23 protein-coding genes are annotated in these 23,133 nt (G+C 69.5%); 10 read left to right on the top strand and 13 right to left on the bottom strand.

Annotated features, from left to right (window positions below; translation table 11 throughout):
- Positions 1 to 662 precede the first annotated feature (662 nt).
- Complete coding sequence (locus ACWEVS_RS12555; protein ID WP_452551405.1) at positions 663 to 1,706, bottom strand: PKD domain-containing protein; 1,044 nt, start codon at positions 1,704 to 1,706, stop codon at positions 663 to 665.
- A gap of 758 nt (positions 1,707 to 2,464) precedes the next feature.
- On the opposite strand from ACWEVS_RS12555, the gene ACWEVS_RS12550 reads away from it, so the two are divergent.
- Together ACWEVS_RS12550 and ACWEVS_RS12545 are read left to right on the top strand one after the other, a co-directional pair.
- A complete protein-coding gene (locus tag ACWEVS_RS12550) occupies positions 2,465 to 3,949 on the top strand; it encodes a UDP-N-acetylmuramoyl-L-alanyl-D-glutamate--2,6-diaminopimelate ligase (RefSeq protein ID WP_452551403.1) in 1,485 nt (494 codons plus the stop codon).
- Between the two features lie 134 nt (positions 3,950 to 4,083).
- Positions 4,084 to 4,563, top strand: a complete 480-nt coding sequence (locus ACWEVS_RS12545) for a site-specific integrase (protein ID WP_452551402.1) — start codon at positions 4,084 to 4,086, stop codon at positions 4,561 to 4,563.
- 56 nt (positions 4,564 to 4,619) lie between these two features.
- Here ACWEVS_RS12545 and ACWEVS_RS12540 read toward each other — a convergent pair whose 3' ends face one another.
- On the bottom strand, positions 4,620 to 5,219 hold the full coding sequence (locus ACWEVS_RS12540) for a TetR/AcrR family transcriptional regulator (RefSeq protein WP_449923138.1): 600 nt from the start codon (positions 5,217 to 5,219) through the stop codon (positions 4,620 to 4,622).
- A 177-nt stretch (positions 5,220 to 5,396) separates the two neighbouring features.
- Between ACWEVS_RS12540 and ACWEVS_RS12535 the strand changes: the two genes are divergently transcribed.
- Together ACWEVS_RS12535 and ACWEVS_RS12530 are read left to right on the top strand one after the other, a co-directional pair.
- Positions 5,397 to 6,575, top strand: coding sequence for a YbfB/YjiJ family MFS transporter (locus ACWEVS_RS12535; RefSeq protein ID WP_452551400.1), 1,179 nt, complete (start codon positions 5,397 to 5,399; stop codon positions 6,573 to 6,575).
- A 49-nt stretch (positions 6,576 to 6,624) separates the two neighbouring features.
- Complete coding sequence (locus ACWEVS_RS12530) at positions 6,625 to 7,299, top strand: alpha/beta fold hydrolase (RefSeq protein ID WP_452551398.1); 675 nt, start codon at positions 6,625 to 6,627, stop codon at positions 7,297 to 7,299.
- A 206-nt stretch (positions 7,300 to 7,505) separates the two neighbouring features.
- Here ACWEVS_RS12530 and ACWEVS_RS12525 read toward each other — a convergent pair whose 3' ends face one another.
- The 4 genes from ACWEVS_RS12525 to ACWEVS_RS12510 form a co-directional block, all read right to left on the bottom strand.
- Entirely contained in the window at positions 7,506 to 7,667 is a 162-nt protein-coding gene (locus ACWEVS_RS12525) for a hypothetical protein (protein ID WP_452551397.1), read from the bottom strand.
- Positions 7,668 to 7,675: 8 nt separating this feature from the next.
- A complete protein-coding gene (locus ACWEVS_RS12520; protein WP_452551396.1) occupies positions 7,676 to 8,230 on the bottom strand; it encodes a DinB family protein in 555 nt (184 codons plus the stop codon).
- Positions 8,231 to 8,297: 67 nt separating this feature from the next.
- A complete protein-coding gene (locus ACWEVS_RS12515; RefSeq protein ID WP_452551394.1) occupies positions 8,298 to 9,038 on the bottom strand; it encodes a site-specific integrase in 741 nt (246 codons plus the stop codon).
- A 548-nt stretch (positions 9,039 to 9,586) separates the two neighbouring features.
- Entirely contained in the window at positions 9,587 to 10,456 is an 870-nt protein-coding gene (locus tag ACWEVS_RS12510) for an MBL fold metallo-hydrolase (RefSeq protein WP_452551392.1), read from the bottom strand.
- Between the two features lie 61 nt (positions 10,457 to 10,517).
- Here ACWEVS_RS12510 and ACWEVS_RS12505 point away from each other — a divergent pair, with 61 nt between their 5' ends.
- Positions 10,518 to 11,126: a helix-turn-helix domain-containing protein gene (locus tag ACWEVS_RS12505; protein ID WP_449923156.1), complete on the top strand. Its 609-nt coding sequence runs from the start codon at positions 10,518 to 10,520 to the stop codon at positions 11,124 to 11,126.
- Between the two features lie 50 nt (positions 11,127 to 11,176).
- On the opposite strand, the gene ACWEVS_RS12500 is transcribed toward ACWEVS_RS12505, so the two are convergent.
- On the bottom strand, positions 11,177 to 11,527 hold the full coding sequence (locus tag ACWEVS_RS12500; protein WP_452551390.1) for a recombinase family protein: 351 nt from the start codon (positions 11,525 to 11,527) through the stop codon (positions 11,177 to 11,179).
- A gap of 215 nt (positions 11,528 to 11,742) precedes the next feature.
- Between ACWEVS_RS12500 and mihF the strand changes: the two genes are divergently transcribed.
- Positions 11,743 to 12,057 (top strand): integration host factor, actinobacterial type, encoded by a 315-nt coding sequence (mihF, locus tag ACWEVS_RS12495; protein ID WP_354908654.1) that lies wholly within the window; start codon positions 11,743 to 11,745, stop codon positions 12,055 to 12,057.
- On the opposite strand, the gene ACWEVS_RS12490 is transcribed toward mihF, so the two are convergent.
- The 3 genes from ACWEVS_RS12490 to ACWEVS_RS12480 all read right to left on the bottom strand — a co-directional run bounded on the left by ACWEVS_RS12490 (position 12,038) and on the right by ACWEVS_RS12480 (position 15,151).
- A complete protein-coding gene (locus tag ACWEVS_RS12490) occupies positions 12,038 to 13,162 on the bottom strand; it encodes a recombinase family protein (RefSeq protein WP_452551388.1) in 1,125 nt (374 codons plus the stop codon). The genes mihF and ACWEVS_RS12490 overlap by 20 nt on opposite strands.
- A gap of 559 nt (positions 13,163 to 13,721) precedes the next feature.
- Positions 13,722 to 13,982: a hypothetical protein gene (locus tag ACWEVS_RS12485; RefSeq protein WP_452551386.1), complete on the bottom strand. Its 261-nt coding sequence runs from the start codon at positions 13,980 to 13,982 to the stop codon at positions 13,722 to 13,724.
- Positions 13,983 to 14,146: 164 nt separating this feature from the next.
- On the bottom strand, positions 14,147 to 15,151 hold the full coding sequence (locus tag ACWEVS_RS12480; protein WP_452415935.1) for a tyrosine-type recombinase/integrase: 1,005 nt from the start codon (positions 15,149 to 15,151) through the stop codon (positions 14,147 to 14,149).
- A 149-nt stretch (positions 15,152 to 15,300) separates the two neighbouring features.
- Between ACWEVS_RS12480 and ACWEVS_RS12475 the strand changes: the two genes are divergently transcribed.
- The 3 genes from ACWEVS_RS12475 (at position 15,301) to ACWEVS_RS12465 (ending at position 17,391) form a co-directional block, all read left to right on the top strand.
- Positions 15,301 to 15,888 carry a DUF5994 family protein gene (locus ACWEVS_RS12475; RefSeq protein WP_452551384.1) on the top strand — a complete coding sequence of 196 codons (588 nt, stop codon included), beginning with the start codon at positions 15,301 to 15,303 and terminating at the stop codon, positions 15,886 to 15,888.
- 121 nt (positions 15,889 to 16,009) lie between these two features.
- Complete coding sequence (locus ACWEVS_RS12470) at positions 16,010 to 16,333, top strand: STAS domain-containing protein (protein ID WP_449923049.1); 324 nt, start codon at positions 16,010 to 16,012, stop codon at positions 16,331 to 16,333.
- A gap of 5 nt (positions 16,334 to 16,338) precedes the next feature.
- The gene (locus tag ACWEVS_RS12465) at positions 16,339 to 17,391 is read left to right on the top strand and encodes an acyl-CoA desaturase (RefSeq protein WP_452415938.1); all 1,053 of its coding nucleotides are present in this window, start codon (positions 16,339 to 16,341) and stop codon (positions 17,389 to 17,391) included.
- A 46-nt stretch (positions 17,392 to 17,437) separates the two neighbouring features.
- On the opposite strand, the gene ACWEVS_RS12460 is transcribed toward ACWEVS_RS12465, so the two are convergent.
- The gene (locus tag ACWEVS_RS12460) at positions 17,438 to 20,500 is read right to left on the bottom strand and encodes a Tn3 family transposase (protein ID WP_452551382.1); all 3,063 of its coding nucleotides are present in this window, start codon (positions 20,498 to 20,500) and stop codon (positions 17,438 to 17,440) included.
- A 544-nt stretch (positions 20,501 to 21,044) separates the two neighbouring features.
- Between ACWEVS_RS12460 and ACWEVS_RS12455 the strand changes: the two genes are divergently transcribed.
- Complete coding sequence (locus tag ACWEVS_RS12455) at positions 21,045 to 21,146, top strand: hypothetical protein (RefSeq protein WP_354908887.1); 102 nt, start codon at positions 21,045 to 21,047, stop codon at positions 21,144 to 21,146.
- A gap of 24 nt (positions 21,147 to 21,170) precedes the next feature.
- On the opposite strand, the gene ACWEVS_RS12450 is transcribed toward ACWEVS_RS12455, so the two are convergent.
- Positions 21,171 to 21,863: a response regulator gene (locus tag ACWEVS_RS12450; protein ID WP_306861057.1), complete on the bottom strand. Its 693-nt coding sequence runs from the start codon at positions 21,861 to 21,863 to the stop codon at positions 21,171 to 21,173.
- Positions 21,860 to 23,041, bottom strand: coding sequence for a sensor histidine kinase (locus ACWEVS_RS12445; RefSeq protein WP_449923056.1), 1,182 nt, complete (start codon positions 23,039 to 23,041; stop codon positions 21,860 to 21,862). The genes ACWEVS_RS12450 and ACWEVS_RS12445 overlap by 4 nt, the downstream gene beginning before the upstream one ends.
- Positions 23,042 to 23,133 lie beyond the last annotated feature (92 nt).

Below are 23,133 nucleotides of genomic sequence, written 5' to 3'. Positions count from 1 at the left end.
CGAGTGTCCGAACATGATGAGCCGGTCGCCGGGCACGGCCATGGACACCGCCTTGGGTCGGGCGAGGACCCGGTGGCCGCCTTCATCGCGCACTTACGGGTGCTGCGTCAGCGGCGGGGGCCGTCGGTGCGGGAGTTGGCGGACAGGACCCGGCGCGCCCGGATGCCGTATCCGAGGTCGGTCATCGGCCAGGCACAGGGGATCGTCTGCCCTCGAAAGGCGTGGGTTCGATCCCAGCCCTGGGGTGGAGCGCCGCGCCCAGGTCCTCGCAGCCGCCAGGACCCTTTCAACGGCGCAGCGAGAAAACCTTGTCAAGCAGACCCTCGGCGAGGGCGACAGCGCCGATGAACAGGCGGCCTCAGCCTGGAAGAGGCCTGCCCGGCTTCATGCCAATGACCGCCGCACGCTCCTGTCGGGCCGGCCCTCCCCGCGATAGATGGTCGTGGCGGCGGTCCGGGATGTCGCTCTGGGCGCACGGATACAGGCGCTGGCCCCCGGCCCACCCGGACACGGTCCGGAGGCCGGCGTGATGATCAAGAGGTGTGTCGGGGCTGGTTTGCGCAGTCCCGGGCACGCTCACAGCGGCTCGACGCGGCCGCCGTCCAGCCGGGCGCGGGCGTCGCTCTTCCCGGAGGGACGCGGTGGCGGGGACCGGCCGCGCGTCAGCCACACCGGTTGATGTACGGGCGGCTCTCGGAGGCGACGATGCCATCGGTGCCTGCGATCTCCAGACGCCACACGCCGCTCTGACCCATCGGCGCGGTCCAGGTCTTGCTGACGGTTTGACGGCCGGGCGAGTTGGAGGTGGTGAAGGTGAGGGTCTGCCAGGGGTCGCGAATCCATTCGTCACCCTCGTCGGGCACCTGACGGGACCACGCGTAGGAGATCTCACCCAGCCCGTTGCTCTCGATGGAACCCGTGAATGAGTACCTGAAGGGCGCGCCGGTGCGGCAGTTGCCTGACAGCCAGGTCAGCTTGGTGAACTCCGCGCTCACGCAGGTCGTCCGGTAGTACAGCTGGCCGCTCTCCACCTGTGACGGGCTGGTGGTCCGGATGTATGCGGCGCCGCCGTACGGCGCGTCGGGCAGGGTGACCCGCTGGAACGGCGCGCTGACGGTCTTGCTGCCGGGCTCGGTGAACACCACCTCCCGATCGCCGTCCAGGCCGGGAAGCGGCTGGCCGAAGCCATCGACCCAGCGGTAGCGGACGGCCTGGGCGACCGGGGAGTCGATCCGCGCGTTGATCGTGTGAACCACGTCGGCGCCGCAGCGGCCGATGTAGTCGTTCGCGGGCTGGATCTGGGCAGTCTGCGGGACGGCGTCCGTGCACGACAGCTGGTAGGTGACGGTCGCCTGCGCCTGGTTGGCGCCCGTCACGGTGATGGTCCGGCTCTGCGAGCCGCTGCCGCCCGCGTAGTGGGACATGACTTCGGTCACCGTCTTGGTGCCCGCCTCGGTGAAGGTGACCGATTCAGGCCTCCGCCCCCATTGCCAGTGCGACCAGCGGTAGGAAACAGTGCCAGGACCGTTGGCGGTGACCTGCACGGTGGCGGTGAACTGCATGGACGGCGCGCAGAGTCCGGTGTAGGAGGGAGGTGCGACCCCCGTCGGCGTCACCGAGACCTCCACTCCGTCGGCGGCCTGGGCTGGGACCGTACCGGCCAGCATCAGCACGATCGCCGCAAAGAGAACGCTCCACAAGCGCATGTCTCGTCCTTTCACATCAGATGACGGGAACGGATGGTGGCGGGGAGCGCTTGGGTTCCACTTGAAACGTTTGGAAGCGGCTGGGAGCGAGACGTCGTGAGGCGACACGAGCGACCTCGGCTCGAAAGCACTCCGCATCTGGACGGCTCAGGACTTACTGCGAGCACCACGCAGATGCCTGGACATGTCCAGCATTCGACCTGCTCTCCGAGCCGCTTGGTGAAAGGCGAACGCCGTGCCACGACGATGATCGGCAGGGCTGGCCGGAGCTCGCGGCGAGCAGGGATTTCTTGGTGCTGTCCTGCTCGGGCGGCCGCGCGGTCAGGCCCGCCTCCGCGGCCCGCAGCCGCGCCAAGTCCGCCCGTTCATCATGCAGGCTCTCCACCTGCTGGCGCGCCGTCGCGTGCTCGCGTGCTCGCGTGCGGCGTTCTCCCATTCGGTCTGCGCGCGGGTGAGCTGGACGGCCGCCGCGGTGCGGGGGCTGGCCGCTATGTGGACGCTGTTCCGCGTCTACAAGGCGACGTTCGGACGCCCGAGGCGCGCAGGTTCCGGGCGCTGGCGGCTGAGGCGGACTGCGCCTGGACGCGGTACTGCCTCGACGCCCGATAGCATGTGCCGCCCTCGAGGAACTGGGTGTGGGGCGCCAGCGGCTCCGGTGGCCGCCCACGCTCCACACCCTTCCGGGGCCGGCCCCGCTTCGGCGCGTTGCTCGGACGCCGGCCGGCCTGCCCGGCAGGCTGGCTCACGAAGGAGAGCTGATGAAACTGAGTGACCTACTCGCCGGCTACCCCCATGAGGTCGTGCAGGGTGAGCCGGACAAGACCGACGTGCGAGCCGGCATCGCCTACGACTCGCGGCGGATGACCGCCGGGTCGATGTACGTGGCGATGCGAGGCCGCCAGGCTGATGGGCATCAGCATGTGGCCGACGCGGTGCGTCGGGGCGCGGTCGCGGTGCTCGTGGACCAGCCGATCGAGGCCCTGCCCGAGCCGGTGTGTGTGGTGCGGGTGGCCGACACCCGCGCCGCCGTACCGCGGGTCGCCGCCCGCTACTTCGGCGAGCCCAGCCGGGAGATGGACGTGGTGGCCGTCACCGGCACCAACGGCAAGACCTCCATCTCGTACATGGTGGAGGCGGTGCTGCGGATCGCCAGCCTCGCGCGGGTGGGGGTGATCGGCACCGATGGGTACCGGATCGCCACAGAGACGATCGCAATGGACCGGACCACGCCGACCACGCCGGAGGCGGTGGACCTGCAACAGCTCCTGCGCACCATGCGGGATCGAGGTACCGGCACGGTGGTGATGGAGGCGTCCTCAATGGCGCTGGAGCTGCATAGGGTCGATCACACCGACATCGACGTGGGCGTTTTCACCAACTTGACCCCGGATCACCTGGACAATCACGGCAGCATGCAGGCGTACAAGGAGGCGAAACTCCTGCTGTTTCGGGGGCTGTGTCGGCGGGCGGTGGTCAACGCCGACGACCCGGTCAGCGCCGACATCGCCGCCCTCATGCCGGGCGCCACGACGACGTATGGACTGGAGGACGCGTCTGCGGACTTCCGCGCGACCGACCTGCTCATCGAGGCGACCGGCACCCGGTTCGTGCTGCACCACGCCGGCCGGATGCGCCCGGCGCGGGTGCCGCTGCCCGGCCGGTTCGCCGTCTCCAACGCTCTGGCCATGCTCGCCGTCTGCCACCTGCTCGGCCACGACATGGACGCCCTCGTCGCCGCCCTGGCGGAGCTGCCGCCGATCCCGGGCCGGTTCGAGACCTACCAGACGCCGGATGGGGTATCGGTGGTGGTGGACTACGCCCACAGCAGCGACTCGCTGGAGGAGGTGCTGACCACGATCCGAGGCTTCGCCGGCGGTCGGGTGATTACGGTGTTCGGCTGCGGCGGCGACCGGGATCCCAGCAAGCGCGCCCCGATGGGCGAGATCGCCGGCAAACTGTCCGACATCGTCATCGTCACCAGCGACAACCCGCGCACCGAGGACCCCGGAGCGATCATCGACCAGATCATGCCCGGCGTGGCGGCCACCGATGCCTCGGCCGTGCGGATCACCGATCGGCGCGAGGCCGTCGCCCGGGCCCTGCTGGAGGCCCAGCCCGGCGACATCGTGCTGTTGGCGGGCAAGGGCGCCGAGCCGTACCAGATCATCGGCGAGCGCAAGGCGCCGTTCGACGACATGAGCATCGTCCGCGAGCTGACCGGCGACTCCTCGCCGGCCCGGTGACCCGCGAGGGCGCCCGCGGACCTGCGCTCCGCGGGCACGTCAGGCTTGTCGTCGGTTCTTCAGCACCGTGAGGAACAACGGCTATGGCCTACTGCATCGCCGTACGACCACCTGGCGGCGCGCGAACGTGGACGGTGATCGATTCCACCTTCGCCACGGTGGGGCCAGTCGAGGAATGGCTGGAGGCCCATCGCCTGAGCTGGTCGCCCAACACGGTGCGCAGCTTCGCGACCGCGCTGTCGCAGTGGTGGACGTTCCTGCAGCACCGCGACGAAGCCGAGGGCTGGGATCGGCTTGGCGTTCCGGCGATGGCAGCCTTCGTGCGCTGGCTTCACGACGGCCGGCACCGTGAGACTGTGCCCGCCGTGCCCATGGTCGCATCCGGGGCGGGTGGTGGGCTGTCGGTCAGCACGTTGGAGGCCCGGCTGGCCGCGGTGACCTCGTTCTACCGCTGGCAGGAGGCGGTGCATCAGGTGACCGTCACGCACCGCCTGCTCAAGGGCGTCTCCCGCCGCGCTCCTGCGCGGGGTCTGCTGGCGCACCTGGCCAGCAGACGTCCCGTGGTCGCGGCCAGGCTGGTCCGCGTGCGCCGTACGCGCCGGAGCGACCGGTGACGATGGCGATCAGGCGGGTCAGGATCTGGTCGTGGCGGTGGAGCGGCTTTGCGGCGTCAGGAGTCGTGCGGGGCGGCGGTGGCGGTCGCGAGCAGGGTGAGGGCGGCGTCGCGGGCCTGGTCGGCGGTTCCGGCCGTGCGGTGGTGTGCGGCGACGACGGTGGCGCCCTCGACCAGGATGAGCAGTTGGCGGGCGAGGGAGGCGGGGGCGGCGGCTCCGGCGCGGGTGGCGATGTCGGAGAGAAGGTCGAGGTAGCGGTCCAGGTGCCGTGCGGTGATGGCGCGCACGGTTTGGTCGTGGTGTTGGGTGGCCGCGTTCACCACGGCGCAGCCGCGGAAAGTCGGTTCGTCATGCCACTGTTGCAGGGCGTCGAAGATCGCAGCCAGCTGGTCGGCGGGGTTGTCTCCGGCCGCCGCGACGGCCGCGGCGAGCCAGTCGGACACGCGCTGGCTGCGTTTCTCCAGCATGGCCGCGACGAGGCCGTCCTTGGTGCCGAAGTGCCGGTAGAGCGTTTCCTTGGACACCCCGATGCGCGCGCACAGCTCGGCGACGCCGATGCCGTCGAGTCCGCGCTGGTACAGCAGCGGGGTGGCCGCCTGGAGGATGGCGGCGCGGGTGCGCACCGGGTCGATCGTCGTTCCCTTGGTCACTGGCACACACAGATGGTACCGCTCGGTTCGATTACTGCTAGGCTCCGAAGGCCGAACCGATCGGTTCGATCTCTTGGGTGGTGTCAACATGATCATTGTTCGTCGGCGCGATCGTCGCAGTGGGGCCGTCCCGCGCAGGGCCCCCGATCGCCGGGTCCTGGCGGCCGGGTCGGTGTGGGGACGGTGAGGCCGCCGGTGTGGCAGGCGGTGCAGCTGGCCGCGGGTACCGCCTCGGCTCTCGGCCTGGCCCGCTTCGCCTATGGTTTGCTCCTGCCGGCCATGCGCGATGATCTTCGCTGGAGTCTGACCCAGGCCGGCGTGATGAGCGCCGCCAACGGGCTCGGCTACCTGTTCGGCGCGCTGGTGACCGCCGCCCTGGTCCGGCGGATGGGCAGCGCGGCCGCTTTCCGCTGGAGCATGGTGCTGACCGCGGTGGCGCTGGTGGTCACCGCGGTCAGCGGCCACTATCCGGCGCTGCTGGCCGCCAGGGCCGCGGCGGGCGTGACGGGGGCGGTGGTGTTCATCACCGGCGGTGTGATCGCATCGCGGATCGCCACTCGCGCCTCCTCCGGTGCCCCCATCGTCGTCTACTTCGCCGGCACCGGGCTGGGCATCATCCTCAGCGGCGCGACCATTCCGGCACTGGGCACCCACTGGCGCATCGCCTGGGTCGGCATGGGGCTCGCCGCCGGCCTGGCGACCCTGGTGAGCTGGACGGCCGCGAGCCCTGGGGGGGAGGAGAGGGCCGTCACCGCCGGACGAGCGCGACTGCGCCCTCTGCGGCGCATGCTCCTGGCCTACCTACTGTTCGCAACCGGATACATCACCTACATCACTTTCCTGTCCGCCTACCTCGCCGAGCGCCAGGCCCCCCTCACACAGGTGACACTCATCTGGACGGCCCTGGGGACGGCGGTCCTGGCGGCACCGGCGCTGTGGAGCCGTCCCATCACCCACTGGCGCGGCGGCAGCGCGCTCGCCGCGCTGTTGGTCCTGCTCGCCGGCGGAGCGGCACTCGCCCTGGCATCCCCTGCCCCGCCCCTCGTTCTCGCGTCCGCGCTCGTCTATGGCGCGACGTTCATGAGTGTGCCCGCCGCCGTCACCGCGCTGGTCAAGGCGGAAACCCCACCCGCCGACTGGACGGCCACGCTGGCGGCCTTCACCACCGTGTTCGCGGTGGGCCAGACCGCCGGTCCGTGGATCGCCGGCATCCTGGCCGATCACACCTCGACCAACGCCACGCTGGCCTGGACCGCGATCCTGTGCGCCGCCGCGGCAGCGATCGCCGCCACCGTAGGCCACCACCGGTCGCCCGCGCCGCCCGCCACGGCCACCACCGCAACGCACCAAACCGGCACCTGAGATCACCCGCACGCCGGCCTTCGCCGGCCACCAGACAAGGAGAACGACAGTGACCACCTTCGTGCTGATTCCCGGCATGTGCCACGGCGGCTGGTGCTTCCACGAGCTCACCGAACAGTTGCGCTCCCGCGGGCACCGCGCATACCCCCTGACCTTGAGCGGGCTGTCCGAGCGCAGCCATCTCCTGCACGGCGGCGTGAACCTGGACACCCACATCCAGGACGTGACCGGCGTGCTGGCGGCCGAGCAACTCCTGGACGCGGTGCTGGTCGGCCACAGCTACGGCGGAATGGTGATCACCGGAGTCGCCGACCGCATGCCCGAGCGCGTCAGATCACGGGTCTACCTGGACGCCGTCGTACCAGGCGACGGCGAATCCATGTGGAACCTGGTCTCCGACAACGAACGGCAGTGGTACCTGGAGGTCACCGAGACCGGCAACGCGGTCCGTCCGATGCCGTTCTTCGACCCGCGAGCCACACCCCACCCCCTTGCCTCCCTGCTCCAGCCACTGCGCGTCACCAGCAGCCCCACCCACAGCCGCCGCGACGTCTACGTGTATGCGGCAGGATGGCCGACCCCATCACCGTTCACCACCACCTACCAGCGGCTACGCCAGGACCCCGCGTGGACCACCCACGCGCTCGACAGCGGGCACAACCTCATGCGCGACGCCCCACAGGACCTGCTGAAGATCCTGCTCGAAGCCGGCGAAACCAGCTGACCCACCGATCTCGGCTACCCGACCGGACTACAGGCCAGTCCTCTACATCATCCTCGTCAACCCCGAGCGGGGCACCCGCCACCATCTGACGACGTCTCGTACCTCGGCTACCTGGCCGAGTTCGCTCATAGTGGGCGATGGCCTCCCCACGCGGGGTCGGGTTGCCGTCCCGCTGGATCATGCGCATCACGCCGTAGGCGCGGATCTCACCGGTGTAGATCGACACCACGACACGCAGGGATGTCGCTCCAGTGCCGCTTGATCGTTTCCAGGCCGATCTTCCCGCGGGCGAACCGGGACAGGCTCCCGTAGGCGGCGTCCTGGATGCGCCAGCCCTTCTGATCGGAGAGATCGACAAGGTCGCCCACCGCCGAAATCAGACGCCTTCGCGCAGGTACAGGTCGCGCAGCAGGCCGATCTCGCCGCCGTGATGTGTGACCTCTTTCAGAGCGTGCAGCGCGAGCTTCAGATAGGTCTCATCGGCCCAACCGCCGGGGCCCATGCCTATCGGCGCCAACAGGCGCTTGTCGCCGAGGGCTGCGATCCGGGAGATGAAGTGCTCCCAGTCCTCGGCGAGCGCCTGGATGCCCTCTTTGGCGGTGCCCGGCCACACATCGCGGTCGCCGTAGTCGGGAACGTCGTCGAAGAGGTAGATCACGTAGCCTCGCAGGCAGAGGTTGCCGATGTGCCAGATGCGCCAGGCGATCGTCGTGACGGGGTCCGGCGCCTCCGGACTCGATTCCGGAAAGAGCGTGGCGACGCGGAAGAGGCCGTCGTCGCCGGGGCGGATGCCGATGCAGTCGCCGACCGGCTCCCAGTGGTACTCGGCGTCGGTCAGGCCCTCCAGGCGGCCGAACAGCTGGTAGCGCACGTTTTCGAAGGTCGCGAGAATGTCCCGCGTGACGGGGTCGGGCACGATCATGTCAGCCATGTCAACTCCAGGGCTCGGTGGTTTCGGGTCGGTCGGGATGATCAGGGTCGACGGGTCGGCGACTTGGTCACGTGCCGCCGCCTCGGCGTGTGTCGCCGGGTGCGAGCAGGCTGGTGAGTTCGGCGATGGCGTCCGGCGACGGCTTGAAGTAGCGGCGAACGTTCTCCGCCTTCTTGTGCCGCGACTTGGCCATCAACATCAGCAGGCTCGCCCCCTGCTCTCCGAGGTGGGTCAGCCCGGAGTGCCGGAACTCGTGCAGATCCCAGCCTGTGCCCGCCCCGTGCAGCGCGGTGTGCTCGTCCAGCAGGGCGCGGGCCTGGCCGTACGACAGCCGGGCCAGCCCGGAATCCGGGCACACGTCCCGCGACGAGACCACCTTGCCCGGCCCAGGGCGGCGGTGAGTGACGAACACCGGGCCGCGGGTGCGGTTCTTCAGCAGCCGCGGCAGCAGCCGGGCGGTGCCGGCTTCCCAGTACACGGGCTCCAGCACGAAATCCTCGCGGGCCTGGCAGCGGCGGCGGGTTTTGGACTGCGCGCCTTTGGCCTTCACCAGCGCGCGGCGGCCGGCGAAGTCCAGGTCCTCGATGTTCAGCGGCAGGATCTCCTCCGCCCGCGCCACGGTCTCGTACAGCATCCGGTAGAAGCACTTCTCCCGCAGGTGCACCTCGCGGCGGGCGATCAGTCGGTCGATCGCCATCTTCGAGCGCGCCGGCGTCTCGGAGTCCGGCGGGGTCAAGCGCTTGGCCCAGGCCGGCACCTCCGGGCCGTCGAAGCCGCGCTCGGCGCACCAGGCGAGCCAGGACAGCACCGCCGCCCGGCGGGCGTTTCCAGGTGTTCACCGCCGTCGAGCCCCACAGCGCTTCGAGGGCCTCGCCGATCTCGTCGTCCGCGACCTGCCCGAGCGGACGGCCCTCACCGACCCGTTCGGCGGTCTTGCCGACCCCGATCGCGTAGTTCCGCACCGTGTTCGGGTTGCCGAGCGCGTCGAGGAAGGCGTCCGCGGCGCCACGGATGGTGAGCGCCTTCCCGGCGGGCAGCTGCGCGACGGTGGCCACCGCTTCCCCCTCGCCACAGATAACAGGGCCGCTTCGCGTAGCGGCCCGGAACCGTCGCCGCAGGTCGCGATCAACGATGCCCCAGATGATAGGGCGTTATCTGCGGCAAGGCTTCAGCATCCCCCGACGCCGCCGGCGTCACCGACCGCCCACCAGGCCGATCAAGGTTTAGCGCCGGCTTTCGTTCCGATGTTCCTCAACCCCCGTCCAGGTAGTCGAGTTCGTGGGCGGTCAGCCGGGCCAGACGAGCTTGCCCTCCTTGGCCGCCATCGCGAGCGCGGCCCGGAGCCGACAGGCTCGATCAGCCGATCGGTGGTGCGAGGTACTCCAGCGCATAACCGTCGCCGGAGGCGGTTACGCGGGCGATGCCGGGTGAGTCGAGGTGGGCGCCGGCTACGAAGTGGTGTGGTCGGGTCAGTTGTTCGAGGAGGGCCGCTCGCGCGGCGCGGGCCTGGGACTGGTTGCCGTCAAGCTCCCAGGACACCTTCGGCTGATCGAATTGGAGCGTGGGAACGTGAACGGTGTCGCCCCAGGCGAGAAGGTGGCCGGTGCCGCTCCTGACGTCGTAGACGGTGTGACCGGGTGTGTGGCCCGGTGTCGGGATCGCGGTGATCCAGTCGTTGATCGCGACCTTCTCCGACACGGGTACGACCCGGTCGCGGATCGGCTCGAGCCGCCCCGTGAACACCGAGGTGTCGCCCGCGCCGATCCACACGCGCTCGAGTTTGGCGAACGCCTCTGAACCGTCCGGCGCGATCAGGCCGCTCACGTGGTCTTCGTGCTTGTGGGTGATGGCCACATCGGTGACATGCGCGCGGTCGATTCCCGCTTCGTCGAGCGCGTCGTAGATCAATCCCATGGTGGGGTCGTGCCAGGCGTTGGACGCGCCGGTGTCGATGAGAACCGACCGCGTGCCGTCGGTGACGAAGAAGGCGTTGACCGACAGCCGCAAGTTGTCGCCGGCCAGCGGGACGGCGGCCGGCAGCTCGTCGAGCGTGCGCCCATCCTCGTCGCGGAGCCGTGTCGGCGGCATGTCGATGTACCCGTCTCGCAACGAGATCACCTGCAGATCGCCGAATTCGAACGTGGCATGGTGCTGGCCACTCGAGATCAAACGCATGGAACCTCCGCCGTGTTGGGCACACATCTCGTGTCTTCGATCGAAGACCATATCTTCTTTAGAAGAAACCCTACACTGTGGGCAGCGAAGTACCCATCGATCGAGGAGCACGGTGCTCGAGCAAGACGGAAACGCGGCCGGACCACAGCACGGTGACGACCTGGCCGGCGCGTTCGGCGGTAACGTGCGGCGACGCCGCGAGGAGGCGGGCCTGACGCTGGAGCAGCTGTCCACACAGTCGTCGGTCAGCCGGGCGATGCTGTCCAAGGTCGAACGCGGTGAGAAGAGCCCGACGATCGGCGTCGCGTCCAGGATCGCCCACGCGCTCGACGCGTCGCTCTCGGACCTGATCGGTGCGCCGGCTGCTGCCGCATCTGGTGTGGCCATTGTCATGCGCAAGAACGATCGCCCCGTTTTCCGTGACCCGGAAACCGGCTTCGAGCGGCACATGGTGTCAGCGGCCCCGGGCGCGGGAGGAGCCGAGATGGTCGTCCACTACCTCCCCGCGCAGGTCTCTACCGGACTGCTGCCCGCGTATCCGCCGGGTACGGAGAAGCAACTCGTGGTGCTCGAAGGCACCCTCACCGTCGCGATCGGCGGGATCAGCGAGACCCTGAACACAGGCGACTCCCTGTTCTTCCAGGCCGACGCGGACCACGGCTTCGCCAACCGAACGAACGCTCCCTGCGAATACATCATGGTCATCTCGCGCAGAACCTGATCGGCCGCAGCTTGCGGGGCTGGACAAAGCCGGCTAGGGCATCGCCAAACTCACGGCATTCTCCGGGAAAGCCGACTTGCGAGCATCGCCCGCCCTTCCATGGTGGCGGTGTCGATGCCCTGCTCGATGACGTGCAGTCCGATGCCGCGCTCGCGCAGCTCGGCACCGAGCGTCACCAGGTGCAGCACGGAGCGGGAGAGCCGGTCGAGCCGGGTGACCTTCAAGGTGTCGCCCTCGCGCAGCAACTGCATGACGAGGTCGAGCTTCGGGCGGGACGCCTTCGCGCCGCTGGCGACGTCGACATGGATGTTGTCGCGGTCCACGCCGTGGCGGAGAAGCGCGTCCATCTGATGATCGGGGTTCTGGTCGGCCGTCGAGGTGCGGCAGTAGCCGATGAGCATTGTCGGAAACTACCCGAAGGGCCGGTCTCCGACGTTGATGTCCGACGCGAGTTGCCGACAGTGCCCACCTGCGGGTTCACGATGGCCTGCCAGTAGGAGTGGAACGGCCAACCGGGTTTAGTGTCACATCTGTTGACAGTGCTCCATGATGGAGCCGACACCCTCGCTGGGCTCATGGCGTGGCAGGGGAAAGCTGATGTGCGAGGAGGCCATCCATGGCGGTACCGACGTTGACCCCTGAGCAGCGGGCTGTGGCGGTGGTTAAGGCCGCCGAGGCGCGGAGGGCGCGTAGCGAACTGTTGGCTGGGGTCCGGGCCGGGACGGTCACGGTGGCGCAAGTGTTCGCCCGGGCGGAGGAAGAGATCGTTGTCCAGAAGACGAGGGTCGTTCAGGTGCTGCGAGCGGTGCCTGGTTATGGGCCGGCGAAGGTCGCCGCGTTGATGGCGACGTGCGGGGTCGAGGCGAAGCGACGCGTCGGCGGACTTGAGGAGGCGCAGCGCGAGCGGCTGCTCACAGCGTTTGCGGGGTAGTTCCTGATCCTCCGCCTGGGTCGGCCCGATGGGCGGGCTGCAGGACCTGGTCCTGCAGACGCTGTCGAAGCTCGGCTTGTTCGGGCGTGAGCGGATCGTCTGGGCGTCGGATGCGGGTTCGGCGGGGGCGGGGGATGTCGTCGGCGTCCTGGAGGCTGGCGAAGTCGGCGTGCGCCTGGGCGACGGCCTCGGGGTATGCCTCCTGCTTCTCGTGCTCGGCGAGCGCTCGGTAGATGCTCGCGACGCTGGGGGCCAGGCCCTTGCGTTTGCCGGTGGGGATGATCAGGTCGGGCTGGATCTGCTCGACCGATTCCCCGTTCGCCCGGCGGCGGAGCACGGTGTGCAGCATGTCGTCGGTGATGACGGGCGGCCGGCCGCCGTGCTTGCCCTTGCGGGCCGCCGCGTCGAGTCCTTCGAGGGTCGACTCGCGGACGTTCTCCCGTTCGGTCTCGGCCATCGCCGCGAAGAACGCGAACAGCAGGCGGCCGGGCCCGCTGGGGTCGTACATCCCGGGCAGGGGCCCGGCGAGCATCTCCAGGACCAGGCCGTGCGCGGTGAGGTGATCGGCCAGGGCGGTGAGTTCGGCGGCGTCGCGGCCCAGGCGCTTCATCTCGTAGACGGTGAAGATGACCCGGCAGTGCGGGGCGTGGGCCTTGATCTGGCGGGCCAGCGCGAGCGCGGCCTCAAACTGTGGCCTTACGCGCACCCGGGTGCTGATCTTCTCGGAGAAGATCTTCTCGCGGCCGATGCCGTGCGCGGACAGCGCGTCCAGTTGCGATTGCAGCTCCTGAGTGAGCGAGCTGCACCGTGCGTACCCGATGCGGATGTCGGCGGTCGGAGCGTCCGGTGCGAGGGCGAGCGGAACCGGGGTGCCGGGGCGCCACGGCTGGCCGGGTCCGCGGTCGGCGGGGGTCGGCACACGCAGGAGCTTGGCGAGCCGGGGCACCTTGGTGAAGCGGCCGGTGTGGTAGGTGCCTGCGACCGCGCCGGAGCGCGCGCGGCACGGCGAGCCGGGCTCGGCCGTGCAGCGGGGGCAGGGGTGCCGCTCGACCTCGTCGGCATCGCGGTCGGCATCGCTGGGGGATGTCTCTTGAGGGGCCGTCATGCCCATGGATACTTTCACAAACATTTCTCAGAAGTACCCCGAACCCATCTTTGCGTGAGAACGAGTTCTGCGAACCGAACCGGGGCTTCGCGATTCCCGCGCAGCTCTTTTTGATCTTGCTCTGGGAATGGATCGTTTATGAGAACGCCGACAGCAGTCGTCGTCGCCCGCCGTTGCCGAAGGAGTGGCTACGCGCCGTGCCCTGGGCGATGCTCTCCGGTGCGGCACTCAGAGAGATTTGGAACGGAATCCGGCGTTAACACGGATCCCGCTGGTCAGCGGGGTCTCGCTCGCCCACCTGAACGTGGTGAATGCCGGATTCCGTTAGGGCCGGCCGGGTAACAGCCACCCCCGCTTGCGTCACAACGCCGGGCCCCGGCACGCCCGGACCAAAATGCTCACGAACCGCCATTGTCTTGAACAGATCACGGTTCCTTTGATTGGCGTTATGTGCGCCTTTGTCGACGACCGTACCCCGGACGACGATCGGGCACCGGTGGAGATTCGCCGGGACACCGTGAGGCTGGCCGAGGTCAGGGTGCGCCGGGGCAGCCCGCCGCTACAGGTATTGGCCCGCTTCGGCGCTGGCTGTCTTCGACACACGCACCGACACCACGTTGGCGAGGTTGATGACCACGCTGTTCACGTCGGTCTCACGGTCATATCTTGCCCGCATCAGCACGAGGCTGCGCCGCTCGTCCACGGCACGAGCGATCGCCCCTATCGCCTCTGCCTCCTCGCCGAAGTCTCCGCTCATCACGGAGACGTCTTCGCCGCCCATCAGGTGGAATCGTAGGATCAGCGCGATATTCTCAGGCACGGCCGGCTCCTTTCGCCAGGATCCGCAAAGGGATACCTGCCCAGCGTCGAACGCTGTAGGCAACCACCCTCCACCTCCGCCTGCCGTGTCCGGCGGACGCGACGCCCTCCAAGCTGGATACAGGCAGTGACAAACCCGTCATCCACCCCGAACCGGATTTGTGGTCAATGGTCGGCGATGAGGGCGTCCAAGGCGGCGGCCTTGTCTGCCTCGGTCGGCAGGGCGTAACGGCGGGTGGTGTCCAGCGAGCCGTGGCCGAGGAGTTCAGCGACCAGGATGGGGTCTTTGCCGTCGCGGATGAGCTGGGTGGCGAAGGTGTGGCGCAGGACGTGTGGGCTGAAGGGTTCGGTGGGGTCGTCACCCAGGCCGACGGCGTCGCCGAGGCCGGTGATGATGTCGCGGGCGGCGCGGTCGCTCAGGCGGCCGCCACGGTGGTTGAGGAACACCGCGGCGTGGGTGCCGGCCCCCTTCCAATCGGCGCGGGCCTCCAGCCAGTCGGTTAGGGCCTGGCGCAGGTCCGCATGGACGGGCAGCAGGCGGATCTTGCCGCCATCGCGGCCCTTGCCGCGGATGCGCAGTTCGCCCCTGCGGGCCGACAGGCGGACGTCGGCCAGGTCCAGGCCGACGACCTCGGAGATGCGCAGGCCGGCGTAGTAGGGCAGCAGGGCGATGGCCTTGTCGCGCGGGGATGCGGTGAGCTGGACGTGGCGGACGTAGCGGCGGGTGCGCCGGGCGTCCAGGGCGCGGGGGGCGGTGCGGCGCGCGTCGCGTTCGCGGCGGACCTGGGGCTTGCCGAGGCCGCGGCGAGCATAGAAGTCGTCGATGGCCGACAGGTAGGTGTCGATGGTGTTGGGGGCGCGGCGGCCGTTCTTCAGATGCCGGCGGAAGTCGCGTACGGCGCCGGTGGCGGCGATGGGGTCGGTGAGCGGGTCGCCGTCCAGGGCGTCGGCCTCGGCTTGGCCGGCGATCCAGGTCAGGTAGCCGCGCAGCCGGGAGGCGTACTTGGTCTTGGTGGAGTCGGCCAGCGGGGCGCGCGCGAGTGCGGCGGTGTAGCCGGCCAGGACGGCGGCGTGGGGGGCGGGGAGCGGCACGGCCCGCGACCGGCTGGTGTTTCCGGAAGCTGCTCCGGCCGATTGCGTGATCCCTGACAGCGTGTTTCCGGAAGTCACCCGCTCAGTCTACTTCCGGAATTGCGTGATTCCGGAAGTTATGGCGTACACTGAAGGTACCGAGGTCTTTTCGAGCGTTGGCATTCAGGTCTGCGTCGCCCCCGGCGAACCACCACCGGCCTCTTCGGGCCTGGACAGGTCAGGCGACCATGACGCCGACACTTCTTTCTCAACCCGCACCGCTCAGCTCCGCCTCGTCCGCGATCCCTCGGGCCGATTCCGCGCTACGGCTCAGTCTCCGCCCGGTGCCGAATGGGCGAGCGGTGGTGGACGGGGCCTGGTGGCCCTCCTCCCGTGACGCGGCCGCCGAACTGCCCGGCCTCATCGCCGCCGTGGACCGGCTGCTCGATCGGGTCACGCTCCGCGTGGGCCTGCACTGTGATGTGTGGCAGAACATCCCGCGCCGCATCCCGGCGCGCGGGCGTCAGGTGCGCATCGGCTGGTTCCGCCACACCGACCCGCGTGTGATCGCTCTTAGCTTCGCCGCCGGCGAGCCGGTCGTCCTGCTGGTCGTCCCTTCGGGTACCGCCGCCGGCGCCGCCGGGGCCACGCTCAAGCTCACCGCCCAGGACATCGCCGGCTTGAGCATCGACGCCATCCTCACCCTCGCGCAGCTGCCACCAGACCCCGCTCTGGGGGCCACGGCCGACGGCTCGGCCCGCTGGGAGGACGAGGGCGGGTCGGTCGTCGGGCAGATGGCGCAGCCAGCCATGGGACGGCCGACAACGTCGCAATGACCCCGTGTGCCGCCTGCCGGCCGGATCGAGCGGTCCTGGCACCGCCCGTACTGGCGGCGGGCCGATCTTCGGCCGGCAGGCATCTCATCACCTTTCAGCTTCTCCCGTGAGGAGACATTCCATGACCGTCATCGACACCGCCCCGCTCGCCGGGGTGAGCGCCTCGGCGCCGACCCTGGTGCATCTGTCGGGGGACATCGACATCTTCACCACAGCCCGGCTGCGCCAGAGGCTGATCAACGCCCTCGACCACAGCACCGACCTGCTCATCGTGGATCTGTCCCAGGTCACCTTCTGCGGGGCAGGCGGGATCGGCGTGCTGGTCGGCGTGCAAGGCCGTGCTCGGACACGGGGCATCACGCTGGCCCTGACCGGCGTTCCCCCGCGCGTGGCCCGGCTGCTGCGCATCACCGGGCTGGACCACCGATTCCCGGTCATGGCGTGACCGGCATGCCGAGCACCACCCGCACCGCCGCCGAGGCGGGCTATGACGGCCATGCGCCGTTCCCCCGCCCCGCTGCGCCCGCGCGGGCCGGCATCGTCCCGGTGACGCTGACCGCGGCGATCGTCATCGCCCCGTTCCTGGCGCTGGGCGCCGGCATCTGGCTGGCCTGGGGAAGCGGGATCACCCTCACCGACCTGCTGCTGGCCGCCGTCTTCTACGTGGTGACCGGGCTGGGGGTGACGGTCGGCTTCCACCGGCTGCTGACCCACCGTTCCTTCACCGCCCGCCCGTGGCTGCGCGTTGTCCTGGCCGTGGCCGGGTCGATGAGCTTTCAGGGCAACCTCATCGACTGGGTGGCCGTCCATCGCCGCCACCACGCCTTCACCGACCGGCCCGGCGACCCGCATTCCCCCTACCGCTACGGCACCGGCCTCGGAGGGCAACTGCGCGGCCTGGCCCACGCCCACCTGGGCTGGCTGCTCTCCGCCGAACCCACCTCGGCCGGGCGGTATGCCCCCGACCTGCTGCGCAACGATCCGGCCATGCTGCGGATCTCGCGCGCCTTCCCCGCCTTGTGCGCCGCCTCCCTGCTGCTGCCGTTCGCGGCGGGCTGGGCGATCAGCGGCGGCCTGTACGGCGCCCTGACCGCGTTCATCTGGGCCGGCCTGGTCCGCATCGCCCTGCTGCAGCACGTCACCTGGAGCGTCAACTCCCTGTGCCACATGATCGGCGAGCGGCCGCACACCACCCGCCGCCACGACCGCTCCACCGACCTGTGGCCGCTGGCCCTGCTGTCCTTCGGCGAAAGCTGGCACAACGGCCACCACAGCCAGCCCAACTGCGCCCGGCACGGCCGCGGCCCTCGCCAGATCGACCCCTCCGCCGCGCTCATCAGCCTGTTCGAACGCCTGCACTGGGCCACCAACGTGCACTGGCAGCCCGCCGACGGCCTCGGCCACCATCGCACGGTGGCCGGCAAACACCCGCTGCGAGGCCTACCGGCTACCCGCCCGGCCGAGGGCCAGGGCGCCGCGGTCCGGCGCAAGCACCCCCGATGATGCCCGTCATCCGCCTCTGACAGGGCCGTTCATCTCCTGCTGGCCGTCAGTCCTCATCGTCGGCGTCGTCGGCGTCAGGTTCACGCAGCGCCCGCCGCCCGCCGCCCAGTTGCGGCCGCTGGAAGGAATACCGGCCGTGCACATTAATGTGTTTCCTGATGAACGGGCTGAGCCGGGCGATGTCGTCATCCAGCACCGGATAGCCCTGCGCGCACAGCTGACGTAAAGCGTCATCGATGTAGACGGTGTTCCACAGCACCAGGCAATTCAGAACAATGCCCAGCGCACCCAATTGGTCCTCCATTCCCTCGTAGTATCGCTGGAACACCTGGCTTTTGCGGCCATGGAAGACCTTCTGCGCCAGATCGTGGCGGCCCTCCTGGAGGTTGCGGATGCCCTTGATGCCGCGCCGCATGCCCTCATCGTCGATCAGCGCCAGCACATGCAAGCTTTTGTAGATGCGGCCGTAGATGTTGATCGCCTCGCCCATCGCGGTCGGCCGGCCGTCGCGTTGCAGCATCCGCACCACGTCGTAGGGGTTGACGGCGCTGGTGTAGATGGAGCCGACCAGACGCAGGATGTCCGGCCACCAGCGGGCGACCTTGCCCAGGTCCAACCGCCCGCGCGCCAGCGCGTTCAACGCCCCGTAGTCGGCGTCGGCCTGCACCCGCCACAGCTTCTGATCGGGCAGATCGGCCAGCGCGGGCCGGTACTCCTTGTCCAGCAGATGCGCGAGCCCGAATACCAGATCGCTGTAAGATCCGGTATCGGTGACAATCACATCGGCCCGGCGGCCCTCGCCCGAGCCGAAAATGACATCCAGCGCGTGCAGGCAATCCCGGTCGGTGCCAGACACGATTTTCGACGCGATCCCGAACGCCTGATCGTTGATCATATTCAACCAGGTTATTCCGCGCTTCGGACCGAAATACTTCTTATTCGGCCGGGCGTACGCCGACGGCACCGGGACGACGAACCGCATGCCGTCAATGGCCGCGACCAGGCCGCCGCCCAGCGCCTGGGCGAAACCGATCCCGGTCTGCTTGGCGATCAGGTGCGGGTTGGCGGCGGCGTAGTTGTCGGCGCGCAGGTAGGTGTGGTCGACGTAGCCGAGCCGGTGCCGTTCCAGCGCGGGCACGCCCTTGACCGCGATCGGCCCGTAGGTGATGTTCAGCGCTTGGGCGGTCAGGCACGCGGCCACCGTGATGTCCAGGTCGTCCAGGTGCGGGCCGGTGCCGGCGATCGAGGTGGAGGCCTCCATGAACTTCGGGCACCAGCTCAGTACCTCCACGACCGCCTCGGAGATGTCCACCCGCGGCATCATCGCCTCCACCCGCTTGCGCAGGTCGATCAGCGACGGCGGCTCATCGATCGCTTTCACGCTGGCCACGTGGATCTTGCCGTCGTCGTCGATGGTGACAGCGGCATTCGCGGCCAGCCCGGCCCGCACCACCCGGTAGGCGCGATCCAGCCGCTCGGCGTGCTCGGCCAGCAGCCCGGTGGGGTCTTCCGGCAGCCCCAGGTCGGTCAGCACGCTGTCCTTGACCGCCGCCCACGCCGAGCCCTTGAGTAGCTGCGCGTCCGGGTCGCGCCATCGGCTGGAGGCGGGCGCGTAGATCTCGCGGCGTTTGAGATGGCGGTGGAACTGCTCGAGCGCGCAGAACACATACGCGTTACGGTCAACCAGCCCGTCCGTGCGGGCCGGATGGCCGAACACCAGCCGCTTCCACGCACCCGTCACCACCAGCGCATCGATCAGCCGCAGCGGCAGCACCGTGACCGGATGGTGGCGCGAGCGGTAGGCCAGCGCCTCCGGCAGGGCCTTCATTGCGGCCAGCACCCGCGCTCCCTCGGCGTTGGCCTCGAACGCGATCACCGCGGTCAGCAGCTTCACGAACCCCGACACGGTCGCGTACTTGCTCGCCATCTCCGCCCGCCAGCCGCCGTCGTCCTCGGCGTCCGGCGGCGGCACCAGCCCGGTCACGGTGGCCACCGCCGAGCGCAGCTGAGCGCGCGGCACCACCGCGTCGATCATCTCCCACACCTCGAACAGCCGCACGTCCTCGCTCCACCCCTCGGCCTCCAGCAGCACCTCCACCGCCTGGGCCAGCCAGGCCGAGGCCCTGGCCAGCCGGGGATGCTTGACGACCTTCCGCTTGTCGGCCTCCCGCTGCGCGCGCCCCAGCAGCTCCGTCACCATGAGCAGGTCCAGCAGCTCCAGCGTGTCGTCGATGGTCTTGGTCTCCAGCCGCTGCGCGGTGGCCAGCAGCGTGGCCAGCCGCCGCGAGGCGGGATGCTTCTTCAACTGGGAGGAGTGGGCGGTCAGGCCGTAGCGGGCCAGCTCGTCCAGCCGCCGCTGCGGCACCGCCGCATCCAGCTCCAGCCGGCCCAGCTCGGTGCCGCCGATCTCGGCCACCAGATCCAGCGACTTGACGATCTGCGGCCCCGACGCCTTCGACGGGCCGCTCCGCCAGCGCTCCAGATCCGAGACCTTCTTGCCCGGCGGCACCTCCAGCAGCAGGTCCAGCACCGCCCGCTGCTGCGCGCTGAGCAGCGCGACCAGGGTGTCATGCAGCTCCCGCGTGGCGCGTTCCCGCTCGCGCGCCACCAGCCGGGTCAGCGTGCTGATCCCCGGCAGCAGCACATCGTTCTGCCGCAGCCAGCGCACCGCGTACTGGAACAACGCGGTCGGCCCGTCGCCGGTGTTCCACGCGTGCGCCCGCACCTTACCCGCCAGCTCAGCCTCGGCCGAGGCGAAGTCCTTCAGCCCGAACGCCTTGGCGATCTCCCAGGTGTGCTCCAGCCGCGTCTTGTCCCGCTCGGTGTAACGCTTCACGCAGGACGGATCCTCGATCCCCAACTGCGCGGCGACGACGTCCAGGACCTCGTTCGGCACCTCCAGCGGATCAGCCAGAAAGCACCCCAGATAGCGAACGGTCACGAGCTGAAGAGCGAAGCCGCACCGGATGTGCCGGCCACGATGCCCCTTGATCAGGGCCATGTCCTCATTGTCGAGGAAGAAGATCTTCTCCATCTCGGCCCGGGTGGGCGGGCCGTAGTAACGGCCGTACTTCGCCGCTTCTGAGTCGCTCAGGAAGTCGACAGGCATGTACGCAACGTATGACTCAACAGGCACAGGGTCATCAGGGCGACCCAACCGTTACCAACGGCTACCTATCGTCACGCAATGTAGATCAAAGTCGCGCTGTGAAACCGAACCGAATCCGGCGCTGGCCGCGTTCAGAGGCAGCGAAGGGCTCGACTCGCTGACCAGCAGGAACCTCGTTAACGCCGGATTCCGTTCCAAATCTCTCTGACCCCCGGTGCTTCGGCGGGAGCTCGGTGCACGGCAGGGGCGTGACGGTCGGGGCGGCGTCGTTCGCTTTTGGCTGGCCGTTCTTGCGGCTGCGCCGTGTTCTGGCTCCGGCCCCGGATCTTGCGCGATCTTCACGACGTCGAGCCCGGCGGCACGGGCCTGCGTGGACATCCGCGCCTGGATGGACCAGTGAACGAGGCCCCAAGCCGTTCGCGTGGACCAAGACAGCCGAGGAGATCCTCGAATCCCCCGCTCAATATTGCCGACGAATTTCAGGTGGATGACACTAGCCCCAGCTCAGGGCGGTATCCGACGGTAATCCTGCCAGTGCGGGACCCTGGAGGACCTCGCGGGCGCCGCCGTCTTCCTGGCCTCAGCGGAGTCGGTCTGGGTGACGGGCGGTGATCTGGTCGTGGACGGTGGCGACGCGGTGGTGTGAAAGCAACCGCACCGGCAGGCCGCGCTATCCGGTGGGCGGGTTCCCGGTTACCTGGCGGGCGGTGACCAGGCCTGATTCGTAGGCCGCGATGACCGCCTGGGCGCGGTCGCGCACGGAGAGCTTGTCGAAGATGCTGGTGATGTAGTTCTTGACGGTAGAGAGGCTGAGGCCGAGGGCGCGGGAGATCTCGGTGTTGTCGAGGCCCGTGGCCATCAGCCGCCATACCTCGACCTCGCGGGGTGTGAGTTCGTCCAGGCCCGTGGGTGTCGGCCGGGTGCCGTGAGGCGCCCGTACGTAGGTGGAGATCAGCCGGGTGAGCAGGCGTGGAGCGACGGCGGCGTCGCCGGCGTGGACGGTGCGGATCGCCGCGCTCAGGTCCTCAGGTGAGCTGTCCTTGGGCAGGAACCCGTAGGCTCCGGCGCGCAGGGCGCCCACGAGGTACTCGTCCATGTCGAAGGTGCTGAGGGCCAGGACCCGGCTGCCGGGCACGGTGGAGGCGAGTTCCCTGGTCGCGCCGACTCCGTCGAGGACGGGCATCCTGATGTCCATCACCACGACGTCGGGGCGTAGTTGGCGGGCAAGGGTGACGGCCTGCGCGCCGTTCTCGGCCTCTCCCACGACCTCGAAGGACGGGTCGGGGGAAAGGATCAGCGACAGGCCGCGCCGTACCAGCAACTGGTCGTCCACGATCAGCACTCTGATCGGCGGCGCGGTCATGGGTGCGCCCCTTCGTGCTGGACGGCCTCGTCCGTGGTCAGCGGCAGGTCGGCCACCACGGCGAACCCCCCGTCGGCCTGCGGGCCCGCGGTGAGGGTGCCGCCGTGCAGGGCGACGCGTTCGCGCATGCCGATCAGGCCGTATCCGCCGGCGCGCGCCCCCTCCTGTGGCGGGCTGCCCCCGCCGTCGTCGCGTACTTCGATGGTGACTCGATCCTGACGGTAGGTCAGCTTCATGGACGCGCGGGCTGTCCCCGCGTGCTTGCGGGTGTTGGTGAGGGCCTCCTGGGCGATCCTGAACACTGTGAGGCCGATGGTCGGCGGCAACGGGCGCCACTGTCCGTGGACGCTGAACTCGGTCGGCACTCCGGCGAGGCGGGATTCGGTCGCCAGGCGGTCGAGGTCGTCGGCGTCCGGCTGGGGCTGGGACGGCGCGGCCGGGGGTTCGTCGCCGTCCCGTAGGACGTCCAGGAGCTGGCGCATCTCGCGCAGCGCGAGCCGCCCGGAGGACTCGAGGGTGACCAGGGCGTCCTTGACCACCTCCGGTTCTGCGAGGTTGGCCCGCGCTCCGCCGGCCATCAGCTGCATGGTGGTGATGTGGTGGGCCACGATGTCGTGCAACTCCCGTGCGATGCGGCGGCGTTCGTCGGCCACCGCACGGTCGGCGAGGAGTCTGCGGTTGGCGTCCACTTCCCGCTGCCAGCGGTTCATCGCCATGGCGGCGCCGACGACGATCAGGGTGGTGAGGGGCGGGGTGATCGCGTCCTGCCAGGGCGGAATGCGGCCGTTGCTCTGGCTCAGCAGCGTCACCGCTACCGTGACGACGGCCGCGAGCGCCGTCACGCGGCCGGGGCAGGCCCTGGCGACCGAGTACAGGGCGACCACCAGCACGGCGCCGAAGTGCCAGGGCAGCGGCACGGTCAGGGTGGCAGTCGCGTCGAGTGCCAGGACGGCGGCGAGCGTCGCCACCGGGTAGCGACGCCGGGCCAGCAGCGGCAGGGCTGTCAGCGCGACGAAGAGGAACCCGGTCACGCTCACGGTGTGCCGGCCGTCGGAGGCGTTGAAGAACACGTAGCTGAGCAGGTTCATCACGCAGGCGCCGCCGATCACGAGCGCGTCGTTACGGCTCCACGGCAGCTCCCGGGCATCGCCGGACCCGACGTATCGGCTCCTGGACATGTCTGACTTCCCCCTGTACCAGGCCTCTTGGCCCCCGAACCAGGGTTGCACAGCAGTCGGAATGCTCTCACCGCGCGGACCCGGACTAGGAC

The sequence above is a fragment of the Nonomuraea sp. NPDC003754 genome (genome assembly GCF_053605785.1).
This window is presented reverse-complemented; position numbering and strand designations above follow the sequence as displayed.